The sequence below is a fragment of the Marivita cryptomonadis genome (assembly GCF_002115725.1).
Classification (GTDB): domain Bacteria; phylum Pseudomonadota; class Alphaproteobacteria; order Rhodobacterales; family Rhodobacteraceae; genus Marivita; species Marivita cryptomonadis.
On sequence record NZ_JFKD01000010.1, the window covers coordinates 53,032 to 75,965 of the forward strand.

A 22,934-nucleotide genomic window follows, 5' to 3' on the forward strand; every position below is an offset into this window, starting at 1 on the left:
TCGCAGACGCAGCAAGTCCTGTATGAGCCACGCTCAGTCCAGCAGCCGGACACGACACCGGGCGCTGGCAAGTGAAAGGAGAGCCAAATGGGCTACAGAGTCGTCGTTGCAGGCGCCACCGGTAATGTGGGCCGCGAAATGCTGAACATCCTGGCCGAGCGTCAGTTCCCTGTTGATGAGATCGCCGTGCTTGCGTCGCGCCGGTCGCTTGGCACGGAGGTCAGCTTTGGCGACAAGACGCTGAAGACGCAGGATCTCGACACGTTCGATTTCACAGGCTGGGACTTCGCCCTGTTCGCCGTCGGCTCCGAAGCGACCAAGAAATACGCGCCCATCGCTGCCAAGGCGGGCTGCGTGGTGATCGACAACTCGTCGCTCTACCGCTACGACCCGGACGTGCCACTGATCGTGCCCGAAGTGAACGCGCAGGCGATCCACGGTTATTCCAAGAAGAACATCATCGCCAACCCAAACTGTTCGACCGCACAGATGGTTGTGGCGCTGAAGCCGCTGCACGACCGTGCCCGCATCAAGCGCGTTGTTGTCAGCACATATCAGTCGGTATCCGGTTCGGGCAAAGAGGCGATTGACGAACTGTGGGATCAGACAAAGGCGGTCTACAATCCGACCGACAATTACCAGCGCAAGGTCTACCCGAAGGATATCGCGTTCAACGTGATCCCGCATATCGACGTGTTCCTTGAAGACGGTTCCACCAAAGAAGAGTGGAAGATGGTCGCTGAAACGAAAAAGATCATCGATCCTTCGATCAAGGTCACTGCAACCTGCGTACGCGTACCTGTCTTCGTTGGGCATTCCGAGGCGATCAACATCGAATTCGAAGACCACCTCGACGAGGACGAAGCCCGCGATATCCTGCGCGAAGCGCCGGGCATCATGGTCATCGACAAGCGCGAAGACGGTGGTTACGTCACACCCAAGGAATGTGTCGGCGATTATGCGACCTTTATCAGCCGCATCCGGCAGGACAGCACAATCGACAACGGCATCAACCTGTGGTGCGTGTCCGACAACCTGCGCAAAGGCGCCGCCCTGAACGCGGTGCAGATCGCCGAAGTGCTGGGTCGTGAAGTTCTGAAAAAAGGCTGATAGCCACAAGATCACGTCCAAAGGCGCCGCCATGATGCGGCGCCTTTTTCGTTGTGATATCTCGCGCCAGCAAGCATCACGCGCGCCAGACCCTACACCAAATTGTCTTTATTCTCCTTATTGCTGCCTAAAAATAGGTCAGTTCGCCCCGTATCCCTCTTTGATTGAATGTTGAATCAAGTGGGTCGGTGGTATGTCCGAAGCTGAAATTCCTCTGCTCTACGAGAACGGTCCCTTGCGGATCAGATATCTCGAAGGCGACGGCTCCGACCTGATCGTCAGCTTTTCGGGTGTTGGCACCAAACGCAATGTCGAACCGCCACCCGAGTTTCCGGGCATCGCCTCTGCAGATCGGCAGAACCATGTTCTGTTTGTCAGCGACAAGTCCCGCAGCTGGCTGAATGGCGACGGAATGGCAAATCAGATCCTTTGCTGCATCCGTGCCACCGTCGATCACATCAATGCGGAACGGGTGATTGCGATTGGTAATTCCATGGGTGGAACGATGGCGTTGCACCTTTCGCGGCTTTTCGATTTCGAACGCGTGATCGCCTTTACGCCACAATATTCCGTCATGGAAAACGAAGTGCCGGAAGAGGACCGTTGGTTCTTTTTCCGCAAGCAGATCCGGTCCTATCCGTTTCCAAGAGTTGAAGACCTGCGCCCTGAAACGACGAAGTATTACATCTTCCATGGTGATGAGCACCGAGAGCTGGCACATGCGATGCGGTTCCCGAAAGCGCAGGGCATCTCGCATTACATCGTGCCCAAGACGGATCACAGGGTTGCGGCGCATCTTAGGGATCGTGGTGCCCTGCGCCCGTTGGTTCAGAACCTCATCAATGGAAAACCTCGGCAGTTTCGCAAGAACCTGACCGATCTCGGCGGTATTCCGATCTTGCAGTTCAATCCCCCGACTGCCTCGGGTCAGACACCGGCCAGCGCCGCAATCTTCTGATATCGGTCGATCACCAATCTGACATCCGTCGCCTGCGCATAGAGGTCGGAACCCCACGACATCGCCGTATCGCGCTCACGGAACCTTCCTGTTTGTTGCGTGTTGTTCACACCGACAGGGGGTTCTTTTGATTGCCCCATTCTTGCCGCAATTGACTCGCACCCTTTTGGGATGCGTTAAGAAACAGTGAAAGTGCCCCCGATGGCCATACATTCCGCGCCCTTTTCTGCAGACAGAACGTCCGGCATGCCGAGCCCTTTGGATAGTGAAACAGCGATGCTTTTGCGGACAGTCCTGCTCCCGCATTTCGAGCGTGCGACAAGTTGGGGCGATCTGTGCGCTCGCCTTGCCTCCAAGGGCTACGAAATCACCTTTCGCAACGGCCATCTTGTGCTGGCAGACGAAGCGGGAAAACCCGTCTGCACTGGCTCGATGATCGGTTCTCCGCTGGCTCGTTTGGCGGAACGCCTTGGCCGCCCCAAGCTGCGCACAGACTGTGCCGGCGTCAGCGCAACGCTTCGGAACTGATCAGACCGGCTGGAACGACCGCGTTTTCGGGTCGAAATATTCAAGACCACCTTCGCCGATATCGGTCCACAGACCGTGCAGCGTCAGCAAATCCTGTTCGACCGCCTCACGGATAAACGGGAATGTCATCAGGTTCTCCAACGACACGATGACCGACTCTTTCTCCAGCGCACGCACTTGCCCTTCGGGCGTGTTCATCGCTTTGACCCGCTCATAGCCGGGACGCAGAATATCCATCCAGCGTCCGACAAAGCTTGATTGTTCCTCGAGGTGGGGGGCGTTGCCGGAACACATGTCCAGACAACCCTGCACGCCTCCGCAATTCGAGTGTCCCAGAACGATCAGATGCGCGACATTCAAAGCTGTCACCGCATATTCAACCGCAGCCGAGGTGCCGTGGTGATCGCCGTCCGGTTCGTAAGGCGGCACAAGATTCGCGATATTCCGGTGAATAAAAAACTCGCCCTGATCCGCACCGAAGATCGATGTGACATGCACACGGCTGTCACAGCAGGAGATGACCATCGCCCTTGGACGTTGACCTTCGGTTGCTAAGCGCTTGTACCAAGCACGGTTGTCAGAATAGGTCGTGGCCTTCCAGCCTTGGTATCGCTGGATCAGATATGCAGGCAGCGGCTTCGCGGCGTTCATGAAATCCTCCGCCTGTTTGGTCGTTCTCCACTGCGGGATACGTCGAAATTAATCGGAATTCGAGAGAAAAACCGTCGCGGGCTTACCAATTGGAAAGACTGCTCTGCCATACCGACTGCCGGGTTGGGGTGAGAAAGGAATGAACATGATGCAGAAGATCTCGGTTTTGCATCCACGCGACACGGCTTATTTCGATGAAGATACGCTGACGGGTCTCAGTCGCGATCTCGGTCCGTCCGTTGCCGAAAATATCCTGTGCCGCGCGCTTGAAGACATCGCTCTTCGCTTCGTGCAGATCCGCACGGATTACACCTCTGGAAACCATCAGGCCCTGCGCAAATCGGTCCATGCGGTTATTCCCATTGCGGCGCAAATCGGTTTGCCGGGGCTCTCGCAAATCGGCCGCGACGTGTTGATCTGTGTCGATCAAGCCGATCCGGTGGCGCTTGCGGCAACGCTTTGCCGGTTTCTCCGCTGGGGTGAAACAGCGATGTCCTGTGCCGACATGGGCCTTGATCTGTCGCTCTGATTCCGCTTGCAGCGCCTGTGCAAGGGCGTACCTTCGCGCTAACCGAGAAGGGGAATTCCATGACCGTCGCACTTGCGCCTGCGGGCACGAAAGCTGTTCCAATACACGTACTTGGAGCCGAGGATGTTGCCCTCTGGGCAGGGCAGCAAAGCGACCGCATCCGCACTTGGGTCGAAGCCAATGCCTTTAAGGGCGGCATCGGATCCGCCCTTATGATCCCCGACGCGGCAGGTCATCCCGAGATTGCACTGGTCGGCTACGGCACGCCCGCGTCCCGAAAACGCGATCGTTTCGCACTGGGCGCTGCTTTGCCGAAACTCGCACCCGGAACCTACCGGATCGAAAGCGGTATCGCCGAAGGTGATCTTGAACAGGAATCGCTGGGCTGGCTGCTGGCCAGCTACGGCTTCACGCGATATCGCGACAACACCTCCCAGCACCCGACACTGGTCACACCAGACGGTGTCGATGCCACCCGAGTGTCCATCCTCGCCGAGGCAGAATTCCTCACCCGCGATCTGATCAACACCCCGGCGTCAGACATGGGTCCGGCGGAACTCGAATCTGCGGCGCGCGGTCTGGCTGAGAAACACAAAACCAAGATCCGGGTCATCACGGGCGACGATCTGCTGCAGGGCAACTTCCCGATGATCCACACCGTTGGTCGCGCCTCTGATCGCGCGCCCCGGTTGATCGATCTGAACTGGGGCAGTCGCGGGCCCAAGATCACGCTTGTGGGCAAAGGTGTCTGTTTCGATACGGGTGGGCTCAATATCAAACCGGGCAGTTCGATGGGCCTGATGAAAAAGGACATGGGCGGCGCGGCCAATGTGCTTGGGCTTGCGCACATGATCATGGCGTCCGGTCTGGATGTCCGCTTGCGTGTGCTGATCCCGGCGGTGGAAAATTCCGTCAGCTCCAATAGCTTCCGCCCGCAGGATATCCTGACGTCGCGCAAAGGGCTTACGGTCGAGATCAATAACACCGATGCCGAAGGCCGTCTGGTGCTGGCGGATGCGCTGACTTACGCGTCCGAAGATCACCCCGATCTGATAGTGTCGATGGCTACTCTGACTGGGGCCGCCCGTGTTGCCGTTGGCCCGGACCTCGCGCCCTACTACACCGATAACGATGTGGTGGCGACCTCGCTTGACCTTGCGGCACGGCGTATGGCCGATCCGGTCTGGCGTATGCCGTTCCACGATCCTTACGAGACGATGATCGAACCGGGCATCGCCGATCTCGACAATGCGCCCAAAGGCGGGTTTGCAGGCTCCATCACCGCCGCCCTGTTCCTGCGCCGTTTCGTCAGCGCCGAAGACCGCTATATCCATTTCGACATCTATGGCTGGCAACCCACCGCTGCGCCGGGCCGGCCCAAAGGTGGTGCGTTGCAAGGCGCACGCGCGTTGTTTGCGGCGTTTCCGGATATGATGGACCTATGACGGACAGGCGCGCGCTCTGGTCCAACGGCACGGTGGCACACACCTCGCTGAAAGGGCAGGCCGCGGCAGACCGCTTTACCGACGGACAGGTGCATCGCGTCACATGGGCACCCTTTGCTGCGCTGTGCTCTGCTCCATTTGGGGACCGTGACCGCGAACTCCTTTGGGGGCAGGCGTTCAACGTGCTCGAAAAAGACATGGCATGGGCCTTTGGATACGCAATCCACGACGGTTACACCGGCTATATCGAGGCTAGGATGTTGACCCCGATGGTCGAACCCGCAACGCATCGGGTCTCTGTGCGGCAGACGATGGCCCTGGCTGCGCCCGATTTCAAAAACACCAAGGTCGAGCAGGTCCCGCTCAGCTTAGGATCAGAGGTCCACGTCACAGTCACCGATGCCAAATGGGCAACGATCTTGGGTGCACTCCACGACCTTCATATACCCATAAGCCACCTGACCCCGCTGGACACGAAAGAGCCTGATCCTGTGGCAGTCGCGGACCGCCTGCTTGGCACACCCTATGTTTGGGGCGGCAATTCCACCTTCGGCATCGACTGTTCCGGCCTTGTGCAAATCGCCTGCCGCGCCTGTGGCATCCCGTGCCCCGGTGACAGCGATCAGCAAATGGCGCAGCTTGGTGAAACGCTTGATCCCCGCGCGTCGCCAGAACGCGGAGATCTTCTGTTTTGGAAGGGCCATGTCGGCTGGGTGGCAAACCCGGACACACTGTTGCACGCCAATGCATATTCCATGTCAGTGGCCTATGAACCACTTCAATCCGCAATCGACCGGATCGCAGCACAGGGTGATCCGGTTCTTCGACACGCCCGCTTGACCTCCTCCTGAAATCGGCGCACATCGCGGCGTCTTTCGGAGCAATCCCATGCAAGCCCGCGCCTCCATTTTTACGCCGGTTCTCATCGGCGGCTGCATCATCATCCTCGTGTCCTTCGCGATCCGCGCCAGCTTTGGTGTGTTCCAGATCCCGATTGCCGAGGAATTCGGTTGGCTGCGGGCTGAGTTCTCGCTCGCCCTCGCGATCCAGAACCTGGCCTGGGGGATCGGCCAGCCGCTCTTCGGTGCGCTGGCGGAAAAGATTGGCGACCGGAAGGCAATCATTCTGGGGGCATTGACCTATGCCGCAGGTCTGGTGCTCTCATCTTTCGCGGTCACACCCACCGCTCATCAGTTTTACGAAATTCTCGTGGGCTTTGGCGTGGCGGGTACAGGCTTTGGCGTGATCCTTGCCGTGGTGGGCCGCGCCAGTTCCGACGCGAACCGCTCAATGAGCCTCGCTATCGTGACCTCAGCGGGCAGCGCTGGGCAGGTGTTCGGTGCGCCAGTGGCGGAATGGATGCTGACTGTGATGAGCTGGCAAATGGTGTTTCTCTGGTTCGCCGTGATCATCCTGTCGGTGACACTGGTTCTGCCCTTCATGCGCTCGCCCACGCCACCGGCCAACCGGGCCGAGCTTGAGGAAAGCATGGGCACGATCCTGATCCGTGCGTTCCGCGATCCATCCTACACGCTGATCTTTCTTGGCTTCTTCAGCTGCGGCTACCAGCTTGCCTTCGTCACCGCACATTTCCCGGCCTTCGTGACCGAACTGTGCGGTCCGATCCAACCGGGAGGGGTGCTCCATTCCATTGGCATCACCACCACGTCGGCGCTTGGGGCGGTGTCTATTTCGCTGATCGGTTTAATGAACATCGTCGGCACGCTGACTGCCGGGTGGGCTGGCAACCGCTGGTCCAAGAAATACCTGCTCGCAGGCATCTACACGGGCCGCACGATCATCGCGGCCCTCTTCATCATGTTCCCGATCACACCCACATCGGTGATCCTGTTTTCCGCTGCGATGGGCTCGCTCTGGCTTGCCACGGTGCCGCTCACCTCGGGCCTGATCGCGCATATCTACGGGCTGCGTTACATGGGCACGCTCTACGGCATCGTGTTCTTCAGCCATCAGTTGGGCAGTTTCATGGGCGTGTGGCTGGGGGGCAGGATGTACGACATCCACGGCGATTACACGCTGGTCTGGTGGATCGGTGTCGGCGTCGGTGCCTTCAGCGCCATAGTCCATCTGCCAATCCGGGAGAAACGCCAGCCTGTCCCTCTGGCGGCCTGACAGGGGCGCGTTTCCGTCGACGGAAAAGTGCGTGCGTTGGCGCATCGTTTCCCGGCTCTACCGGGTGCGCCAGCGGTCCAGAATGTAGCGGCTGACCATCAGGTCCAGATGCGCCCCGCCCCCATTCTTGAAGACCGTGATTTCATCATCAGCCTGGCGCGCAAACGCATCCAGACCGTAGTAATCCGCCACGATGTCAGCGTCCGAGATCACCCCTCGCGCGATCGGATCTTTGATTTCCCCGATATGCCCAACTGTCGTATCCAGCGAGTCCACAAACAACCGTCCCCGCGTCAGCACGTCATCATCCGCCTCGCGCATATCGGGCCGGTACGCGCCGATCAGGTCCACATGGGTGCCGGGTCGCAACCACTTGCCCCGCAGCACCGGCTCGGTCGACATGGTGGCGCAACTGACGATATCGGCCTGTTCGACTGCACCGGCCAGATCGTCCACCGCTGTCACATGCGCAAACTGATCGGCCAGTTCCTGCGCTTTGGCCCCCGTCCGGTTCCAGATCTCAAAGCGCGCCTCGGGAAATGCCGTTGAATATGCTTCGACCAGTGACCGCGCGACCGTTCCTGCGCCGACGATCAGGATCACTTTGCTATCCGCCCGCGCCAACCGCCGCGCGGCAAGCAAACTGTCCCCAGCGGTCTTCCACTTGGTCACGAGGTGGAAATCCACAATCGCCGCCAGCGTGCCATCGTCATCGGAATACACCGACACACCACCGTTCACCGCAGGTTTCCCGACACTGGCATTGCCCGGAAAGATCGTCGCGGATTTCACCGCCAGCCCCAGCCCGTCGATCCAAGCCGCCCGGTTCAGTAGAGTGTCTCCGCCGCGATACAAGAAACTGTCCGCAATCTCGGCGCGTGGCAAGTCATGCCCTGCCGCAAGCGCATCAGTCAGACCGATCCAGTCCAGCTGCGCTTCACCCTCTGCAAAAGGGATAATCTCGGGTGTCGTCATTGCTGCCTTTCCCATCAAGTCCTAGCGCGGCACGTCACTGGCCGCTGCCCGCATTTCGCGCTCCAGCGCATCCAGAAACCGGGACCGGTCCGCCTTGGAAAACGGCTTGCCACCACCCTGCCGAAAAGGATCGGCGGCGCGCAGATCCGTCATCAGGTCGCGCGTCGCAAGCACCTGACCGATATTGCGCGCATCAAGCCGTTCGCCATTGTGCTTGAGCACCCGCGCCCCGTTCTCGACACAGCGCGCAGCCAGCGGAATATCCCCGGTGATCACCACATCGCCCGCTCTGGCGCGATCTGCGATCCACATATCGGCCACGTCTGGACCGTCGGGCACGACAACCACCTCGACGAACGGATTGTCGGACATCCGCAACCCGCCATTCGATACCAGATACATCTGCGCCTTGTGCCGCGTCGCGACACGTTCGGCCTCACCCTTGACCGGGCAGGCATCCGCATCAACGAAAAGCCGGGTCACAGCCCCAGCGCGTCTGCATGAAACGCGATGTGATCGGGAATAAAGGTCGAGACAAAGAAATACGAATGGTCGTAGCCCTTTTGCATCCGGAACACCCCGTCCTGACGCCGGGCCGCCATCGCGTGGCTCAACGCCTCGGGCTTCAGCAGATCCAGGAACTGATCCGACCCGCCCTGATCCACAAGCACTGGCCCGTCAAATCCAACCGCTTGCATCTGCACCGTCGCATCATGCTTGGCCCAAGTGGTTTCATCGTCGCCCAGATAGGCGCCCAACTGCTTGCGGCCCCAGTTGCTCTGGCTCGGATTGGCAATCGGCGCAAGAGCCGAAACAGAGGCAAACCGCCCCTGATGCGCCATCGCCAGCGTCAAAGCGCCGTGCCCGCCCATCGAATGCCCGGTGATCGCTTGCCGATCCAGATCGACAGCGAACTCTGCGCCCAACAAAGCGGGCAGTTCCTCAGCCACATAATCCCACATCTTGAAATGCGGTGCCCAAGGGTCCTGCGTCGCGTTCACGTAAAACGCGGCCCCTTTGCCCAGATCATAGGCCTCGTCATCCGCCACGGTGTCCCCGCGCGGTGATGTGTCCGGGAACACAACCGCCATGCCCGCCTCAGCGGCAAAGCCCTGCGCGGCTGCCTTGGTCATCGCGTTCTCATGTGTGCAGGTCAGTCCTGACAGATACCACAGCACCGGCACCGGGCCGTCCTTGGCCGCTGGTGGTAGATACAGCCCAAAGGTCATGTCACATCCACAGGCGTCCGAAGTATGAGAATAGACGCCCTGCACCCCTCCGAAACAGGCATTTTCCGATACGGTTTGCATGGCGCTCCCTTTCCTAGATCAAAACTTGTGAGATCACGAACGACACTGTCACAATGCTCAGCGCGGTCGAAATCAAAATGGCAGCCGACACCCGCTGAGGGGCGACTTTGTAATGTTGCGCAAGGATGAACACGTTGCCCGCGACTGGCAAGGACGCTGCGGCCACCACAACACCCGCTTTGTACGGGTCTGCTGGGAACAAAAAATACACCCCAAGCGCAACCGCCGCCGGGTGGATCACCAGCTTGCAAAAGCTCAACCAGCCCGCGATGTTCAACCGCTCGGCGGATTTGCTCGCCAAGGATGCACCAATCGCGAACAAGGCACCGGGCGTGGCCGCCGCCCCAAGAATAGACAGGAATTGATTGACTGGCTCCGGGATCGGCACGCCCGTCGACGACACCATAAAGCCTGCTACAATTGCCACGATCATCGGGTTCTTGAGAAGCCCGATGCCAACGGTTCTGAAGATGCGCAGAGACATGCGTCCTTCGCGAGAACCGACCACAAGGATCACGATCAGCGAGGAAAACACGACAAGGTCGATGGTCAGAACAAGGATGATTGGCCCGACGGCCTCTTGTCCCATCAGCAGCGCCAGCATCGGCACACCTAGAAATCCAGTGTTCCCAATGGCTGCCACCTGACCTTCGAACGCGGCCGTCTCCGTGTTCATGCCACGCAAAAAACCCACAGCCATGCCGACGCCGTAGACAAAGGCCGTACCCCACAAATATCCTGCGGCGATGCGCCAATCAAAGATCTCGGCAATCGACAGGTTCGCCGAGAACCGGAACAGCATCGCGGACAGGGCAAAGTAGAATACGAACTTGGTCAGGTAGGCTGTCGCTTCCTCGGTAAAAAAACCAGTCTTGCCTGCGCCGTAACCTACGGCGATCAGGGCAAAAAACGGCAGGGTCTGAAGAAAGATGGCCAGCATACGTGTTGTGTTATCATGCAGGCGGGTGGGGTCAATCTCGACAGGGTTCTGTTAACCACCTATATTTAGGGTAGGCGTGTATTTCTGTTCAGGACGCTTCGATGACACTACAAGAACAATCCATTGCCGACGACAAGATGCGCGCGGAAATCGCGCGTCTGATCTCAGAAACTGCCAAGATCACCGCAGAAACTGCTGAGATTCAGCAAAACATGAAGTATCGGTTCTGGGTTTTGATGGCGGCCTATGTCAGCGCCATGGGCGTCCTCTTCAAGTTTTTCTGACCGCAAGACATCCCAAAACCCCATAGAAGAATCGCGCGCTGCATGCTACATCTCGTGGCATGAACTCCCACACCCCCAATATACGCGCCTCAATTCAACCCCTTGAGGAAAGCGCTATCAACCGCATTGCAGCGGGTGAGGTGGTGGAGCGCCCGGCCTCTGCCGTCAAGGAACTCGTTGAAAACGCTGTCGACGCTGGGGCAACACGTATTGACGTGGCCATCGCCGATGGTGGCAAGACCCTGATCCGTGTCACCGATGATGGCTGCGGTATCCCACCCGAGGAACTCCCTCTCGCCATCGCCCGACATGCAACGTCCAAGATCGACGGCTCGGACCTGCTCAACATCCACAGCTTCGGGTTTCGCGGCGAAGCGCTGGCCTCTTTGGGCGCGGTCGGCCGCTTAACCCTGACCAGCCGAGCCGAGGGACATGATGCCGCCGAACTGTCGGTGACCGGTGGCAAGATCGACCCGATCAAACCCGCCGCCCTGTCGCGTGGTACTGTGGTCACCCTGCGCAACCTGTTCTTTGCCACCCCGGCACGCCTTAAATTCCTCCGCTCCGATCGGGCCGAGATGCAGGCGATCTCGGATGTGCTCAAACGTCTTGCGATGGCCGAACCCTCGGTCAGCTTCACTCTGCGCGATGTGTCGGGCGGGGGCGAGGGCCGGGTGACCTTCCGCGCCGACGCGGTGAGCGGCGATCTGTTCGACGCTCTGCGTGGGCGATTGGGGCAGGTCATGGGCCGCGAGTTCGTCGACAACGCAGTTTCCATAGATGCGGACCGCGAAGGCATCCGCCTCACCGGGTTGGCAGGTTTGCCGACCTATTCACGGGGTGCCGCCGTGGCGCAGTTTCTCTTCGTCAACGGTCGCCCGGTCCGTGACAAGCTGCTGATCGGTGCGTTGCGCGGGGCCTATGCCGATTTCCTGAGCCGCGACCGTCACCCGGCGGTGGCGCTCTTCATCGACTGCGATCCGCACAAGGTGGACGTGAACGTGCATCCGGCGAAATCCGAAGTGCGGTTCCGTGAACCGGGACTTGTGCGCGGTTTGATCGTGTCAGCCCTGCGTCATGCACTGGCAGAAGCGGGCCATCGCGCGTCGACTACCGTCGCCGGGGCAACGCTTGGGGCAATGCGCCCCGAGACACCACAGGGGCAGCCGCGTATCTACCAGATGGACCGCCCGAGTTTCGCTGCGAAACAGACCGCCTACCAAGCGCAGGCACCGGGTTTTGCTGATATGCAGACCATCTATTCCGGTCGCGTGGTCGAGGTGGAAGATCGCGCGCCAGAGGCGGAACAGACCTTACGCGAACACCTTCCATTGGGGGCCGCGCGGGGGCAGGTGCATGAGAATTACATCATCGCCCAGACCGAAGACGGCATCGTTATCGTCGATCAACACGCGGCGCATGAACGTCTGGTTTATGAAAAGCTCAAGACCCAGATGGCGCAGAACGGCGTGCCTGCGCAGGCGCTCTTGATCCCGGATGTGGTCGAGATGAGCGAGGGCGACAGCGCCCGCCTTCTGGACATCGCGGACGAATTGACCCGCATGGGGTTGACCATCGAACCCTTCGGCAATGGTGCCGTGGTGGTCCGCGAAACCCCTGCGATCCTCGCCGAAGTCAACGCGGACGCTTTGCTTCGCGACATTTTGGATGAACTTGATGATCAAGGGGAAGCCCGCGCCGTGCAGGACCGGATCGAGGCGATCCTGTCTCGTGTGGCGTGTCATGGCTCCATCCGCTCAGGCCGCCAGATGCGGGCGGAAGAGATGAACGCTCTGTTAAGGGAAATGGAAGAGACCCCTTATTCCGGCCAGTGCAACCATGGCCGACCCACCTATGTCGAATTGAAACTCAGCGACATCGAAAGACTGTTTGGCCGCACATGATTCAGATCGGTGATCTTGCCCTTGACCTGAGCGATCCGGTCATCCTGCTGGCTTTGGCATTGGGTGGGCTGGTTTTTGTGCTGCTTATCATGTCGCTTCTGTCGGCCCGTCGCGCTGCGAAACTTTCCGAACCTCTGGTCTACCAACTGGCGCAAGTCGGCCAGCGGGTGCAAAACCTGAGTGATGGGCAGGAACGGCTGTCCGGTGGCCTGACCCATGTCTCCGAGGCGCAGGCGCAAAGCCAAACCGCGATGCTGCAACTCATGGAGCGGCGGTTGGCGCAGGTGCAGGAGCAGATGAACGAGAACCTGCACGGCTCTGCCCGGCGCACGGCGCAAAGCCTTGGGGATCTGCAGCAACGTTTGCAAAGCATCGACAAGGCGCAGGAGAATATCACCAAGCTGTCGGGCGATGTGCTTTCGCTTCAGGACATCCTGTCGAACAAGCAGACGCGTGGGGCGTTTGGGGAAATCCAGTTGACGGATATCGTCGGAAAGGCGCTACCCAAGGACAGCTACACGCTGCAGGCGACCCTTTCGAACGGCAAACGGGCAGATTGCCTGATCCACCTGCCAAACCCGCCGGGACCGATTGCCATCGACAGCAAATTTCCGCTGGAAGCCTATGAACAACTGCGCCGCGCCGAGACGCAGGAGCAGTTGAACCGCGCGGCGCAGCAGCTTCGGCTTTCGCTGCGAAAGCACATCAAGGATATTTCCGAACGCTACATCATCGAAGGCGAAACCGCCGATGGCGCGTTGATGTTCCTGCCCTCCGAGGCCGTTTACGCGGAACTGCACGCCAACTTCCCTGAAGTGGTGCGCGACGGGTTCGCGGCGCGGGTCTGGATCGTGTCACCGACCACCTGCATGGCGACGCTGAATACGATGCGGGCGATCCTCAAGGATGCGCGGATGCAGGAACAGGCGGGCGCGATCCGCAAGGAATTGGGCCTGCTTTACGCCGATGTGGACCGTCTGGGCAGCCGGGTGGAAAACCTCGACCGGCATTTCGGGCAGGCGGCCAAGGACATCGCTGATATCAAGATCAGTGCGGACAAGGCTGGGCGCAGGGCGCGGCGGCTCGATAATTTCGATTTCGAGGAACTGGCCAAGGACGATCCATCGCCTGTTGTGCGGCTGGCAAAACCGCCGGGGGAATAGGTAATAGGTCAACAGGTGCACCCCATTGTTTCGCGCGCGAAACAATGGGACCGCATCGGACCCTTTAACCCTTTGTTAACCATCTGCGCTGCAGCCAATGCGTCGTCGCATCGCGCGTTTGCTTTGGCGGAAACGGGCTCAGCGTTACACCGCTATTGTCAAAATGCGATTGGATTGGGATAAATTCTCATGAGCGCGATTGAACTGGACCAATTTGACAAGGCTATCCTCCGTATCCTGCAACGGGATGCCAGTCTGAGTGTCGAAACCATTGCCGATCAGGTGGCTCTGTCCCGCAACGCTTGTTGGCGGCGGATCAAAGTAATGGAACAGGCTGGGATTATCACGGGCCGCGTTGCGCTGGCCGATCCAGCCAAGCTGGGTTGTCCCCTCGAAGTTATGGTGATGATACGTGCGGGGCGCCATGACGCGGATTGGCTTGACAGCTTTCACAAGGCAATGCGCACCATGCCCGAGGTGGTGGGCGCCTACCGTATGACGGGTGATTTGGATTACCTGCTGAGGGTGCGGGTTGCCGACGTTCCTGCCTACGATTCGTTCTACAAACGTGTGATTGCGCGGATTCCGCTCTCGGACATTTCGGCCAGTTTCGTTATGGAAGAGATCAAGGAAACCACTGCGCTTCCGATTTGAACCGCTGAAGACAGGGGCACGTGACCATGAGCCAGGACATTCACACCACCGCTGAAGCGGTTGAAGGCGATGCGCTGCCCCGCAAGGTTGAAAGCCATGCCAAGGGTTGTGGCGAAACCGGACATAAGCGTCTGCCGGACGCGCTCACCCGCAAACCGGTGAAACAGAAAAGCGCCGCCGAATGGGCCTATGAACGGCTGATCCTCTATATCCAGAACTTCGAAGAACAGCTCGACAATGAACATGAGGTCGCGATGGGGTTTGCCGGCAACGAGACCGGCGTGCTGCGGATTGAAGGGTTGGGCTATTTCGACCCGGATATTGTCACCTTTTATGGCACTGATGCCGAAGGGGGCCGGATGCAGTTGATACAGCATGTCTCACAGCTCAACGTGGCGCTGCGGGCGATGCCGATCCTGCGCGATGATGTGGAGCCGCGCCGTATCGGGTTTCAGCTTGCGGCAGAATTGGAACAGGATACCTGAGCCGCGACACACTGCGCGCTTGGCATGGGTGACAGGGTCAGGCAAATCGGGTACCGACTCGAAAACATTTGTAAGGGATGTCTCAAATGGCTGAACACAAGCACGGTACGATGGACACAACCACACAGGAAAAGACCTTTGACGGGTTCGTCCGCTGGTCTGTCCGGGTTGCGGTCTTCTCGATCGGGGTTCTGATTTTCCTCGCGATCTTCAATTCCTGAGATTTGACCAGAGGCTGACATGACCATGATGTCACGGATTTTTGCCGGGCTGGCCATGTTCGCTTTGGTGGGCTGTGGCGCGGGCGCGGATATGCGCCCGGATGCCTCGCCCGAGGTGATCAGCAGCGCGTCCTATCGCCATTCTGGCCCGACCGCGTTGACGCTATATACGATGATCAACAACCGGTCTGGGGCTGGGGCACATACCAGCCTGATGATCAACGGATCGCAAAGGGTAATCTTCGATCCTGCGGGAACCGTACGGTTGAGCGCGGTGCCTGAACGGGGCGACGTGCTTTACGGCATCACGCCCGGCGTGGCGGATTTCTATGCCCGCGCGCATGCCCGCGAAACCTATCACGTGGTGATTCAGACCATCGAAGTGTCACCAGAGGTGGCGGAACGTGCCTTGCGTCTTGCGGTGACCAACGGTCCTGTCGCATCGGCGCAGTGTGCGATGAGCACGGCTGCGATCCTGCGTCAGCTTCCGGGGTTCCAGTCGATCGGCTCTACATGGTTTCCGAAACGCCTGATGGACGATTTTGCGGAATTGCCCGGCGTGCAAACCACCAAGATCTTCGAAAATGACAGCGATGACAAAGCGGTTGCCATCGCTCAGTTCGAACAGGTGCTCGTGGGTCAGTGACCTAGGTCAAAGCAGCAGGCTGAGTGACACCAGTACCGTTGCGCCAACGCCCATCGCAGCAAAGACGTTTTTCGTCAGATACCCGACAGCAAAGGTCGCAGCAGCGGCAGCAAGGCGAGTCGCGTCAGGTTCTCCGCCCGTTGCGGTGGGCCAGAGGACCAGTGGTGCGACCAGAGCCGGGATCACTGCTACGGCTGTATAGCGCAGGTGTCGCAGCACCCATTCCGGCATCGCGCGGTCGCCGACCAGTCCGAGAAAGGCAAAGCGCAGTCCAAAGCTTCCCAGCCCAAGTGCGACGATGATCAGCCAAAGTTCGGTTGTGTCGGTCATAGTTTGATCCCCAGCCGCACCTCGGCTTGTGCGCCAGCCATCATGCCGCCCAGACCTGCCACCAGCAGGCCCATGTTGTAGGGCAGCCATGCGAATGCCAGTGCGAGGAGGACCGCAGCCAATGCGGCGATCCGGTGCGCCGGTGTGCGCAGCATCGGGCCGACCATGGCAAGGAACGCGATGGGCAAGGCAAAGTCGAGCCCAAGGCTGGGTGGGATGCTTTCGCCCAGAACCGCGCCGAGGAAGGTGAACAGATACCAGGGCGGGCAGATCGGGGTCATCACGCCAAGGAAATAGGCGAATTTCTCGGATGTGGTTTGGTCAGGGTTCTTTTCATAGTCGAGGATGGATTGCGCATAGGTCTGGTCGACCAGAAAATACGCCGCGATCCCGCGTTTCCACAGGGGCAGCGGACCCAGATGCGGCGTGATCGACGCGGAATACATCGCCATGCGCAGATTGACGGCCAGTGCCGACGCGATCACCACCAGCGTTGGCGCGTTCTCGTTGATCAATTGCAGCGCAGTGAACTGTGCAGCCCCCGCGATCACCACGATGGAAAACCCCATGGTTTCATGAACGGCCAGTCCGGCTTCGGTTGCCAAGACGCCGAAAAGCATGGCAAAGGGCCCGACGACGGCCAGAAAGGGCAGCCCGTCACGGACGCCCCGCCAGTAGCTTGACATTGCGGTCCCTGCCGCCATCACTGTGCCTCGTCTGCTGTGTTCGGATCGGACGTAGCCTTGGACGAGGGGAGATGCAATCTATGCCGGATGATGTGCTTCGGGACTACCTCATCGCGCCCGATCCGGGTGCCGTGCGGCTGACGCGCCGCGTGGTGGGCACCGATCACACCGGGGCCGAGACCGAAATCAGCGTGGTCGAGGAGCGGCCCCTGACGATATTCCTGAATGCGCAGGAAATTGTCACAGCGATGACGATTGGCGATTACCCCGAATATCTGGCTGTGGGGTTCCTGCGCAATCAAGGCATGCTGCGGGACGACGATGTGGTGACGCGCGTCGAATATGACGACGATCTTGAGGTCGTGGTGGTGCGCACCGAACGGCAGACCAGCTATGAAGAGAAGGTCAAGAAAAAGACCCGCACCAGCGGCTGTGCCGTAGGCACGGTGTTCGGTGACATGATGGAAGGGTTGGACAAGGTGGTGCTGCCTGCCACAGAACTTCGCACCTCTTGGCTCTATGCGCTGGCGCACAAGATCAACACGACGCCCTCTTTGTACCTTGAAGCGGGCGCCATTCATGGCACCGTGCTTTGCCATCAGGATCGGCCGCTGGTTTATATGGAGGATGTGGGCCGCCACAACGCGGTGGACAAAATCGCGGGTTGGATGTTTCAGGAAGGCGTCGGGCCCGAGGACAAGATCCTCTATACCACCGGGCGGCTGACGTCTGAGATGGTGATCAAGACGGCGTTGATGGGTATCCCGGTTCTGGCCTCGCGGTCGGGTTTCACCGCTTGGGGGGTCGAAATCGCGCGGCAGGTAGGGCTGACCTGTATCGGGCGGATGCGCGGCAAACGATTTGTCTGTTTATCTGGCGAAGACCGTCTGCTGCGCGACATGGACCCCGACAACGTGCCCGAAGAAAGCCGGAAAAACCGCAGGAAGAGCTCGGAATGAGTGTGCCCTTGGGAGTGATCCTGGCCGGTGGTCTGGCGACCCGCATGGGCGGTGGAGACAAGGCGCTTTTGCAGATTGGCGGGCAGACGTTGTTGCAGCGGGTGATCCACCGGCTGCAGCCACAGGTGGCGGGGATGGCGCTCAATGCAAATGGCGATCCTGCGCGGTTTGACGGGTTTGGATTGCCGGTTCTACCCGACAGTATCGACGGCTTTCCGGGTCCGTTGGCCGGAGTTCTGGCAGGTCTCGACTGGGCGGCGGAACAGGGCGCGGAAGCGATTGTGACCGTTGCTGCTGACACTCCGTTCTTTCCTGTCGATTTGGTGGATGTCTTGCAGGATACGGCGCAAGGGATGACACACCCCTTGGTGCTTGCGGCCACCCCGCGCGGAGAAGAAAAGACCAAGTCGATGAGCCGCTCTGGCCTGATCCGCCACCCAACATTTGGTCTTTGGCCTGTCGCGCTGCGCGATGATTTGCGGGGGGCTTTGCACGAGGGGATCAAAAAAGTGGTGATCTGGACGGAGCACCACAAAGGGCGCGAGGCGGTTTTCCCAACCGAGAGTGGCGACCCGTTTTTCAACGTGAACACACCCGAAGACCTGATGGCAGCAGAGGCGATGGTATGAGAATCTATGGCGTCACCGGGTGGAAGAACGCGGGCAAGACCGGGTTGATGGAACGGCTGGTGACCGAGATCACCGGGCGCGGGATCACAGTGTCGACTGTCAAACACGCGCATCACACCTTTGACGTGGACCACCCTGGCAAGGATAGCCATCGGCACCGTGTTGCGGGTGCGACCGAAGTGCTGCTGGCATCACGCAACCGTTTTGCGCTGATGCACGAGCTGCGCGATGAGGACGAACCGACATTGGCGGCGCTGTTGGCCAAGTTGATGCCTGTCGATCTGGTGTTGGTCGAAGGCTACAAGCGCGACCAGCACCCCAAGGTCGAAGCGTTCCGCGCGGAGACGGGCAATGACCTGATTGCGCCCGGTGACCCGACGATCCGGGCGGTCGCCAGTGACACGCCGCTTGATCTCGACCGTCCAGTGTTCGACTTGAACGATACCACTGAGATTGCGGATTTCATCCTGTCAGAGGTTGGGCTTTGACGGGGTTCGACACCATTGCGATTGTCGATTGGTCAGCAGGGAAACGCGCGCCTGTTCGACCGTCAAAAGATGCGATCTGGATCGGTGTTGTGCGCAGCGGCGAAGAGCAGAAACCGGTCTATTGCCGGTCCCGGATCGAGGCAGAAGCCTGGCTCACTGATTTGATCGAGGCAGAGGCGCAGGCAGCGCGGCGCGTGCTTATAGGGTTTGATTTCCCCTTTGGCTATCCGCGTGGATTTGTGCGCCATGTGATCGGATCGGACGACCCGCTGCAGTTCTGGGACTGGCTGGAGGCGCGCATCACCGACACTGAGGCGGGCGAAAACAATCGGTTTGATGTCGCCTCGGAGATCAACCGCATGTTCGACGGGCCGGGGCCTTTCTGGGGCAAGCCCACCGAAGACGGCTGGCCGGATGTGCCTTATCGCAAGGCCGGGATTTCCTATGACATTTGTGCGGAACGTCGCGCATGTGATCTTGCGGCAAAAGCGTCATCTTCCTGCTTTCAACTTTTCTTTAATCCAACTGTGGGAAGTCAGGCACTGATGGGTCTACCGATGCTCGCGCGCTTGCAGCGGCGTGCGGGTGTATCGGTTTGGCCGTTTCAGGACTGGTCTGAGGCGCAGACTGTCCTGACTGAGATTTGGCCGGGCTTGATCGAACCAGCCGTAAAGGAGGTACAAAGCGACGAGATCAGGGATGCAGCGCAGGTGCGTCTGCTGGCGCGGGCCTTGGCGGGCTTGATGCCCGAGCGGTTGAATGCGCTGCTGAAGATTGTTGGTCCCGAGGCGAGGGACGAGGCATGGATTCTTGGGACGGGACACGCTGACGAACTGATCGCAGCAGCGCGGGGTCAGGTCGCGCTGGAACCCCCCCCCCTGCGCAACGATTGTTTCGCGTTGCCTGCCGGTGTGGATTGGACGCCGGTGGATGACGCATTGGCGTTGCTGCGTGACCGGATGACTGTCGTTGTCGGTGTCGAAACCGTACCTTTGATGCAGGCCGCGGGGCGTGTGCTGGCAGGTGATCTTGTTGCGAAACGGTCGAATCCGCCACATCCGAACACGGCGGTGGATGGGTATGGTTTTGCTGGTGCGGGGATTGGTGCAGGGCCGCAGCTGTTGCCGCTTGTCGAGGGGCGCGCGGCGGCCGGGGCGCCCTTTGCAGGTTCTGTTCCCGAAGGGCAGGCAATCCGGGTTCTGACCGGCGCAGATTTGCCCGACGGGGTGGATACGGTGGTTTTGGACGAGGATGTGCGTGTGGGCGACGGTCAGGTCGCTTTTCACGGCCCGCTAAAGCATGGAGCCAACACGCGCAAAGCGGGGGAGGACATGATGCAGGGTGACAGAGCTCTGGAGGCTGGGCGCGTGTTGACGCCTGCAGATCTGGCTCTGGCCGCAGCGGTGGGGCATGGCTCGTTGCAGGTGCGCAAGCGGCTGCGGGTCGCTGTCTTGTCTACAGGGGACGAAATCGTTGAACCGGGGTCGCAGGCATCTGAAGGTCAGATTTTCGATGCCAATCGCCCGATGTTGCTTAGCCTGTGTGCAGGCTTCGGGTTTAACGTGATTGATATGGGGCGCGCTGCGGACGATCGCACAGCAGTGCGTGCAGCGTTAGATGCAGCAGCGGCGCAGGCGGATGTGATCCTGACCTCGGGCGGTGCGTCCGCAGGAGACGAGGATCATATCTCGGCCCTGTTGCGTGAAACCGGCGCGATGCAGGAATGGCGCATCGCATTGAAGCCTGGGCGGCCTTTGGCGCTCGGGATGTGGGAGGGCGTGCCGGTGTTCGGATTGCCGGGCAACCCTGTGGCAGCGCTGGTCTGTACGTTGATCTTTGCGCGGCCTGCGATGGGGGTGCTGTCCGGTGCCAGATGGTATGCACCGCAGGGATTTACCGTGCCTGCAGCTTTTGAGAAGCGCAAGAAACCGGGGCGGCGGGAATTCTTGCGGGCGCGGATGCGTGACGGCGGTGCCGAGGTGTTCAAATCCGAAGGCTCCGGCCGGATCAGCGGGCTAAGCTGGGCTGAGGGACTAGTGGAATTGCCGGATGGAGCCGTCCATGTGCAGCCGGGTGATCCGGTGCGCTATATTCCGTTTTCATCCTTTGGATATGACGGTGGCTGAGATTTGCCCTTAGAAAAATCTAAGCCCCGTGCTCGAACAGGACAGTGAATTCTGTACGAACGAGCGTTAATCGAACGTGCCGGTCACCCGGCCCAGCAACATGAATGCACGGGCTGTGCGGGTGCTGGCAAGATCGGAAATCTCGGCATCGGTGGCCGTGCTTTCGAACCGGGCAAATCCCTTGTCGAACAAACGCAGGAAGTGATGCGCGGCATCTCGGAAAATCGGATCCTGCTTCATCCGGCCAGCGGTGAGCGCCAGTGACGAGCGGTCGCGCACACCGCCCAGAGCGGCGATTGTGCGGCCCCGTTCGCCCGTGGCAAACCGCCGCCACAACTCCGGGCGCGCCATGTCGGGGCGCAGGTCGTCCATATAGATCCCGTCTTGGCTGAGAAGGGTCAGCACGTCTTGGGCGGCCTGCACCAACTGCGCAGACGGGCGGTCTTTGAGCGCGCGGCGCAGGGCTGCAAAACCTTCCTGATCTTCTGCGGTTTCAGGAAAATGCAGCGCGCGGATGAAATCGGAATTCGACAGTGGCGGATGCAGGGCCTCTGCCGGGGTGCCTAAGGCCAGTGTCGGTTGATCGCCAGCCTCCGGGTCGGGCGCACCGGCCTGCACGGCGATCTGCGCGGCCCGGGTCGATGTGAACATCGCCAGCGTGGTTTCTGCCTTTTTCTGCGCGTCTGCGATCTCTTCCAGTTTTTTTACGATGGACGGATGCGGTGCCTGATCGCGCCCGCCGGCCTGGCTTTGCGTGATGTACGCGTGACGGATCGCGTCAATGGCGGTTTGCAGCCGCGCGCTTTCCTCGCGCATAATGCGGGATGACCGTGCGCCGATGGCAGCGACCCAGATCATGCCGACGGGAAAGAAAATCACCATCAGGGTGAGTAGAAAACGTACCCCGTCAGCGCCATCGTTGCCCGAGAACAGGAAAAACGCACCCGAGATCAGCAGCCAAATCACGCTGAGCGCCGCGGCGGTCAGTTCGATTCCGCTCAGCCCGCCAGCTTGCGCTTGACGGTTGGGAATGGAGACCGGGCCGGGGCGGGCGTCTTTGTTCTGTGCCATGCTGGAGACCCGTCAGATATATGTGATCTTCAGCACTTCGTAGGATTTGTCACCACCCGGTGTGCGCACCTCGACGCTGTCACCTTCGTCTTTGCCGATCAAGGCGCGGGCGATGGGCGATTTGATGTTGAGAAGGCCCTTTTCGATATTGGCCTCGTGTTCGCCAACGATCTGCCAAGTCTTTTCTTCGTCGGTGTCTTCGTCCACCAGCGTCACGGTTGCACCGAACTTGATCGGACCAGAAAGCTTGGTCGGGTCGATCACCTCGACAAGGCTCAGAACGCCTTCGAGTTCCTTGATGCGGCCTTCGATAAAGCCCTGCTTTTCCCGGGCGGAATGGTATTCCGCATTTTCCTTGAGGTCGCCCAACTCTCGCGCCTCGGCAATCGCCTGAATCACAGCGGGACGCTCTTCTGATTTGAGCGTTTTCAATTCGGCTTCCAGCGCGGCATGGCCCGCGCGGGTCATCGGTAGCTTTTCCATGGGGCGGTTCCCTCTTGGTCGGCAGAGCGAAAAACTCTGGCGCCATATTACATTGGCGCGGTCTAAACATGTCACTTACGTCGGCGCAACAGTGACCTGACCCGCCATCGAAACGCAAGAGGCCTTGCATCACGTAGGCAGGGGGTGGCGCATGAAAATGCAGCATTTCCCTTAGAAAGCGGGCTGTAACGCGGTGTCGCAATTGACCGACCTTGACCTGCACGTT

General features: G+C 59.8%; 27 protein-coding genes. 18 read left to right on the top strand and 9 right to left on the bottom strand.

Annotated features, from left to right (window positions below; all coding sequences use genetic code 11):
* Positions 1-87 precede the first annotated feature (87 nt).
* From MCRY_RS12375 to MCRY_RS12385, 3 genes are all read left to right on the top strand, one after another.
* Complete coding sequence (locus MCRY_RS12375; RefSeq protein WP_085630309.1) at positions 88-1,110, top strand: aspartate-semialdehyde dehydrogenase; 1,023 nt, start codon at positions 88-90, stop codon at positions 1,108-1,110.
* Between the two features lie 193 nt (positions 1,111-1,303).
* The gene (locus MCRY_RS12380; protein ID WP_085630311.1) at positions 1,304-2,068 is read left to right on the top strand and encodes an alpha/beta fold hydrolase; all 765 of its coding nucleotides are present in this window, start codon (positions 1,304-1,306) and stop codon (positions 2,066-2,068) included.
* A 246-nt stretch (positions 2,069-2,314) separates the two neighbouring features.
* Positions 2,315-2,596: a hypothetical protein gene (locus tag MCRY_RS12385; protein WP_238939858.1), complete on the top strand. Its 282-nt coding sequence runs from the start codon at positions 2,315-2,317 to the stop codon at positions 2,594-2,596.
* Here MCRY_RS12385 and MCRY_RS12390 read toward each other — a convergent pair whose 3' ends face one another.
* Positions 2,597-3,247 (bottom strand): carbonic anhydrase, encoded by a 651-nt coding sequence (locus MCRY_RS12390; RefSeq protein ID WP_085630315.1) that lies wholly within the window; start codon positions 3,245-3,247, stop codon positions 2,597-2,599.
* A 145-nt stretch (positions 3,248-3,392) separates the two neighbouring features.
* On the opposite strand from MCRY_RS12390, the gene MCRY_RS12395 reads away from it, so the two are divergent.
* Genes MCRY_RS12395 through MCRY_RS12410 form a run of 4 tightly spaced genes read left to right on the top strand, consistent with a single transcriptional unit; the run spans position 3,393 to position 7,354 of the window.
* Entirely contained in the window at positions 3,393-3,776 is a 384-nt protein-coding gene (locus MCRY_RS12395) for a hypothetical protein (protein ID WP_138488253.1), read from the top strand.
* 59 nt (positions 3,777-3,835) lie between these two features.
* Positions 3,836-5,221, top strand: coding sequence for a leucyl aminopeptidase family protein (locus MCRY_RS12400; RefSeq protein WP_085630319.1), 1,386 nt, complete (start codon positions 3,836-3,838; stop codon positions 5,219-5,221).
* On the top strand, positions 5,218-6,072 hold the full coding sequence (locus tag MCRY_RS12405; RefSeq protein WP_085630321.1) for a C40 family peptidase: 855 nt from the start codon (positions 5,218-5,220) through the stop codon (positions 6,070-6,072). The genes MCRY_RS12400 and MCRY_RS12405 overlap by 4 nt, the downstream gene beginning before the upstream one ends.
* A 37-nt stretch (positions 6,073-6,109) precedes the next feature.
* Positions 6,110-7,354 (top strand): MFS transporter, encoded by a 1,245-nt coding sequence (locus tag MCRY_RS12410; RefSeq protein ID WP_085630323.1) that lies wholly within the window; start codon positions 6,110-6,112, stop codon positions 7,352-7,354.
* Between the two features lie 57 nt (positions 7,355-7,411).
* On the opposite strand, the gene MCRY_RS12415 is transcribed toward MCRY_RS12410, so the two are convergent.
* The 4 genes from MCRY_RS12415 to MCRY_RS12430 are packed head-to-tail and all read right to left on the bottom strand — an operon-like array spanning position 7,412 to position 10,579.
* Complete coding sequence (locus tag MCRY_RS12415; protein ID WP_085630325.1) at positions 7,412-8,329, bottom strand: ornithine cyclodeaminase family protein; 918 nt, start codon at positions 8,327-8,329, stop codon at positions 7,412-7,414.
* 21 nt (positions 8,330-8,350) lie between these two features.
* Positions 8,351-8,812 (bottom strand): YaiI/YqxD family protein, encoded by a 462-nt coding sequence (locus MCRY_RS12420; RefSeq protein ID WP_085630327.1) that lies wholly within the window; start codon positions 8,810-8,812, stop codon positions 8,351-8,353.
* A complete protein-coding gene (fghA, locus tag MCRY_RS12425; RefSeq protein ID WP_085630329.1) occupies positions 8,809-9,639 on the bottom strand; it encodes an S-formylglutathione hydrolase in 831 nt (276 codons plus the stop codon). Before fghA ends, MCRY_RS12420 begins: the two co-directional genes overlap by 4 nt.
* 13 nt (positions 9,640-9,652) lie before the next feature.
* Positions 9,653-10,579, bottom strand: coding sequence for an AEC family transporter (locus tag MCRY_RS12430; RefSeq protein ID WP_085630331.1), 927 nt, complete (start codon positions 10,577-10,579; stop codon positions 9,653-9,655).
* Between the two features lie 101 nt (positions 10,580-10,680).
* Here MCRY_RS12430 and MCRY_RS12435 point away from each other — a divergent pair, with 101 nt between their 5' ends.
* From MCRY_RS12435 to MCRY_RS12465, 7 genes are all read left to right on the top strand, one after another.
* Entirely contained in the window at positions 10,681-10,863 is a 183-nt protein-coding gene (locus MCRY_RS12435) for a hypothetical protein (protein ID WP_085630333.1), read from the top strand.
* A gap of 59 nt (positions 10,864-10,922) precedes the next feature.
* Complete coding sequence (gene mutL, locus MCRY_RS12440) at positions 10,923-12,767, top strand: DNA mismatch repair endonuclease MutL (RefSeq protein WP_085630334.1); 1,845 nt, start codon at positions 10,923-10,925, stop codon at positions 12,765-12,767.
* Positions 12,764-13,930, top strand: coding sequence for a DNA recombination protein RmuC (locus MCRY_RS12445; protein WP_085630336.1), 1,167 nt, complete (start codon positions 12,764-12,766; stop codon positions 13,928-13,930). The genes mutL and MCRY_RS12445 overlap by 4 nt, the downstream gene beginning before the upstream one ends.
* Positions 13,931-14,119: 189 nt before the next feature.
* Positions 14,120-14,584 carry an Lrp/AsnC family transcriptional regulator gene (locus MCRY_RS12450; RefSeq protein ID WP_085630338.1) on the top strand — a complete coding sequence of 155 codons (465 nt, stop codon included), beginning with the start codon at positions 14,120-14,122 and terminating at the stop codon, positions 14,582-14,584.
* A 26-nt stretch (positions 14,585-14,610) separates the two neighbouring features.
* A complete protein-coding gene (locus tag MCRY_RS12455) occupies positions 14,611-15,069 on the top strand; it encodes a DUF6173 family protein (RefSeq protein ID WP_085630340.1) in 459 nt (152 codons plus the stop codon).
* Positions 15,070-15,155: 86 nt separating this feature from the next.
* A complete protein-coding gene (locus tag MCRY_RS12460) occupies positions 15,156-15,290 on the top strand; it encodes an aa3-type cytochrome c oxidase subunit IV (RefSeq protein ID WP_085630342.1) in 135 nt (44 codons plus the stop codon).
* Between the two features lie 19 nt (positions 15,291-15,309).
* On the top strand, positions 15,310-15,936 hold the full coding sequence (locus tag MCRY_RS12465; protein ID WP_238939680.1) for a hypothetical protein: 627 nt from the start codon (positions 15,310-15,312) through the stop codon (positions 15,934-15,936).
* A 6-nt stretch (positions 15,937-15,942) separates the two neighbouring features.
* On the opposite strand, the gene MCRY_RS12470 is transcribed toward MCRY_RS12465, so the two are convergent.
* On the bottom strand, positions 15,943-16,266 hold the full coding sequence (locus MCRY_RS12470; protein WP_085630344.1) for an AzlD domain-containing protein: 324 nt from the start codon (positions 16,264-16,266) through the stop codon (positions 15,943-15,945).
* Positions 16,263-16,970: an AzlC family ABC transporter permease gene (locus tag MCRY_RS12475; protein ID WP_085630346.1), complete on the bottom strand. Its 708-nt coding sequence runs from the start codon at positions 16,968-16,970 to the stop codon at positions 16,263-16,265. The genes MCRY_RS12470 and MCRY_RS12475 overlap by 4 nt, the downstream gene beginning before the upstream one ends.
* Positions 16,971-17,032: 62 nt before the next feature.
* Here MCRY_RS12475 and MCRY_RS12480 point away from each other — a divergent pair, with 62 nt between their 5' ends.
* Genes MCRY_RS12480 through MCRY_RS12495 form a run of 4 tightly spaced genes read left to right on the top strand, consistent with a single transcriptional unit; the run spans position 17,033 to position 21,154 of the window.
* The gene (locus MCRY_RS12480) at positions 17,033-17,911 is read left to right on the top strand and encodes a formate dehydrogenase accessory sulfurtransferase FdhD (RefSeq protein ID WP_409644679.1); all 879 of its coding nucleotides are present in this window, start codon (positions 17,033-17,035) and stop codon (positions 17,909-17,911) included.
* Positions 17,908-18,540 (top strand): molybdenum cofactor guanylyltransferase MobA, encoded by a 633-nt coding sequence (mobA, locus tag MCRY_RS12485; RefSeq protein WP_085630350.1) that lies wholly within the window; start codon positions 17,908-17,910, stop codon positions 18,538-18,540. The genes MCRY_RS12480 and mobA overlap by 4 nt, the downstream gene beginning before the upstream one ends.
* On the top strand, positions 18,537-19,028 hold the full coding sequence (gene mobB, locus MCRY_RS12490; protein ID WP_085630352.1) for a molybdopterin-guanine dinucleotide biosynthesis protein B: 492 nt from the start codon (positions 18,537-18,539) through the stop codon (positions 19,026-19,028). Before mobA ends, mobB begins: the two co-directional genes overlap by 4 nt.
* Positions 19,025-21,154 (top strand): molybdopterin-binding protein, encoded by a 2,130-nt coding sequence (locus MCRY_RS12495; protein WP_085630354.1) that lies wholly within the window; start codon positions 19,025-19,027, stop codon positions 21,152-21,154. The genes mobB and MCRY_RS12495 overlap by 4 nt, the downstream gene beginning before the upstream one ends.
* Positions 21,155-21,220: 66 nt before the next feature.
* Here the strand turns inward: MCRY_RS12495 and MCRY_RS12500 are convergent, their stop codons facing one another.
* Positions 21,221-22,225: a hypothetical protein gene (locus MCRY_RS12500; RefSeq protein ID WP_085630356.1), complete on the bottom strand. Its 1,005-nt coding sequence runs from the start codon at positions 22,223-22,225 to the stop codon at positions 21,221-21,223.
* Positions 22,226-22,237: 12 nt separating this feature from the next.
* Positions 22,238-22,708, bottom strand: a complete 471-nt coding sequence (gene greA, locus MCRY_RS12505; RefSeq protein WP_085630358.1) for a transcription elongation factor GreA — start codon at positions 22,706-22,708, stop codon at positions 22,238-22,240.
* Positions 22,709-22,934: the final 226 nt, after the last annotated feature.